Source organism: Ruminococcus bromii (assembly GCF_002834225.1).
In the GTDB taxonomy this organism is placed as follows: domain Bacteria; phylum Bacillota; class Clostridia; order Oscillospirales; family Acutalibacteraceae; genus Ruminococcoides; species Ruminococcoides bromii.
The window spans coordinates 1-2,904 of record NZ_NNSR01000043.1 but is presented as its reverse complement, the minus strand read 5'-3'; the positions used below and the strand labels follow the sequence as shown (position 1 = coordinate 2,904).

The window sequence follows — 2,904 nt, the reverse complement described above, 5'->3', positions numbered from 1 at the left end:
AAATCATAATTGCCCTTTCTGCTTTCAACGCAAAAGGGCAAAAAATAATGCCGACAGGTAATAGCATTAAAAGCTATAACTTGTCGGCATTTAAATTCTAAAATTTGACTTTATTTAATCTCCGCAAATATAATCAGTCAACTATGTTATTCAATTCTTCAAAAGGTATATTGTGTTCATTTGCATATTGTTCTGCATATGAGCCTTTTATTCCATAGATTGTGAGCTTATCACAACCTTCAAAGGCATTATCCGCAATATCTTCTGCCTTATCGTAAATGATAATTTTCTCCAGCAAGGTGCAGTTTTCAAAAGCACCCCATTCAATGCTCTTAATATTTTTAGACAAAACTAACTGTTTTAAGGATATGCAATTACTAAATGTATATCGTTGTATTGCAGTAATATTATCGGGAATATTTATACTTTTTAGTGATGTGCAACCGGAAAAAGCACCGTATGCTATACCACGATCAGCAATATTATCCGGAATTACAAGCGTTTCTAATGAAGAACAGCCTGAAAATGATAAACTTTCAATTTCTTTTACATCACCATTAAAATTAACATTTTTCAGACTTTCACAATTCGTAAAAGAGAATTGTTTTATAGTACTTGGGAGTTGTATGCTTTCTAATGAAATACAATGGTCAAAACATCTGTTAAATATATACTCTATCCCTTCAGAAACAACAATCTCTTTTACTATATCGTTATCCTCAAACATTCCTTTCCTTTCTGCTCCCCACAAATTGTATCCTGTAACATATCCGCCTAAAGCATTTACTTTATGGAAAAATATTGTTGAAGGAATTACAACTTTCTCTGACGGGTAGTTTATCTTTACAATTGTTGCTGATTTATTTGTATATCCATCGGTTTCATATGTGTACCCAAACCACCAATGTTCACTTGAACAGCTTTGCAGCAATATAAGTATCGCTATCACTACGCACAATATCCCGATAGGTAGTTTATATTTTTTTATTTTTTTCATCATATCACCTAGGTAAAATAAATATTATAAAAATAATATCAGCGGAATATGCAATATCCTCTATATTCCGCTGATTTTTAACAAACTACTACTTTCTAGTCTGTAGGCTCATATGTTGTATCTAATTCTTCAAAAGGTATATTGTGTTCGTTTGCATATTGTTCTACATATGAGCCTTTTATTCCATAAATTGTGAGCTTATCGCAACCTTCAAAAGCGTTGTCCGCAATGTAATCACATTCATCATAGACATTAATTCTCTCTAAAGAAACGCAATCCCGAAAAGCTCCGTCACCTATTTTTATTAAGTCCTCAGGCAAATTAACTATTTCAAGAGATTTGCAACCATCAAATGTCCAGCTCTCAATAATTCTGACCTTTGACGGAACATCAATAGTTTGCAGAGAAGTACAACATTGAAAAGCGTTTGAACCTATTTCTGATAGCTTGTCGGGTAAATCAATATTTGTAAGTGAAGTACATCCTTGGAAAGCCACACTCTCTATACAATAAACATTTTTTGAAAACTTCACATTTTTTAATGAATAGCAACGAGCAAAAGCATTAGTGCTGATTTTGTTAATTTGCTTCGGTAAGTATATTTCTTCAAGCCCGGAACAATCGCTGAAACTAAAGGATTCGGTAATAGTATCTCCGTCAACAATGTTCACTTCCTTTAAATTATCACACCGCACTACGTCAAATGTCGTCATTGTGCCTGGTATAGTAATTTTTTCAAGATTATAGCAATTAGCTATAGCCGGGCCATAAGTTTCCACTACTCCTTCAGGTATTATAATTTCTTTTACAACATTATTTCCCTCAAATACACCTGTAAGAGACACCCCAACTAATGCAGCTTCTTCTACACAACTTAGCTTTTTGACTTTATATGAAGAAATTTCCGAAGGAATTTCAATGGTTTCAGCCAATATATCGTTTTTTATCAATGTAGCGTTTTGATTTTCATCAATTTCAAATGTATATCCTTCAGCAGTTTTTGTTATAGGGTATAGCTCTTTACAACTTGAAAACATTAAAATAAAAACTGTACAAAAAGATATTGCAAATACTATATTTACTCGTATTAATCTAGTTGTTTTCATATATAAAACCTTTCAAAAGTTTGTAGCACTAATTTCAAAGATGAATGAGCAAACATAATTGCTCCTTCATCTTTAGAAATTTATAATGAATCAGTTAATCTAGTTCATATATTGTCCAAGTATTATCCTTAAACCACACATCTTGTGTAACCAAATGCCCAGGTTGCAATACACTAGGTATCTGTTTATTCTTCGAATCATTGAATATTACTTTAGGATTATCTACACCATAGATCGTATAGGATAACCAATTATCATCCATTTGACTATTCATGAGAGTACCAGGCCATGACATCAGAATATTATTATCTTCATAGAAGTAAATTCTTGTGTCCCAATATTCCCAATTAGAAGGACGATAAAAATGAACAGTAATTCCCTGTGGTTTTTGGCTATATACAGTTTCATTTACTATCCACATTTCATCTTCTGTTATTTCAATTCCGGGTTGATTGATACCTGGATGTTGTTGTCTGGTTGCAGGATCAGTAGTGTTATTATTAAAAATAACTCTCGGATTGTTCACACCGTAAATTGTGTAAACATACCGGTTATTACCACCCATCTGGGGACATTTTCTCTCCTGGAAATGGAAGTTCTTGGTCATCATCATTATAATAATAGATATGAGGCTTTGTCAAGAAAAGTGTGCAAGTTATTTTTCTAACTTACACACTTTATTTTACAAGCTCCAATCCGCTGTTTTGTTATTGCTTGAAGGATTATTATTTACACAAAATTTTATGGGGAGCCTGATTAGTATTTCAGCCACCGTGAATTTACACGGTGGCTGTTTTGACG

The 2,904-nt window shown here is 32.9% G+C and carries 3 protein-coding genes; all 3 read right to left on the bottom strand.

All coding sequences use genetic code 11. The features are described from left to right. Nucleotides 1-133 precede the first annotated feature (133 nt). Nucleotides 134-1,000, bottom strand: a complete 867-nt coding sequence (locus RBATCC27255_RS04680) for a leucine-rich repeat domain-containing protein (protein ID WP_101028655.1) — start codon at nt 998-1,000, stop codon at nt 134-136. 92 nt (nt 1,001-1,092) lie between these two features. Then, on the bottom strand, nt 1,093-2,103 hold the full coding sequence (locus tag RBATCC27255_RS04675; RefSeq protein WP_101028956.1) for a leucine-rich repeat domain-containing protein: 1,011 nt from the start codon (nt 2,101-2,103) through the stop codon (nt 1,093-1,095). Nucleotides 2,104-2,197: 94 nt separating this feature from the next. Then, complete coding sequence (locus tag RBATCC27255_RS04670; RefSeq protein WP_169923253.1) at nt 2,198-2,668, bottom strand: starch-binding protein; 471 nt, start codon at nt 2,666-2,668, stop codon at nt 2,198-2,200. Nucleotides 2,669-2,904 lie beyond the last annotated feature (236 nt).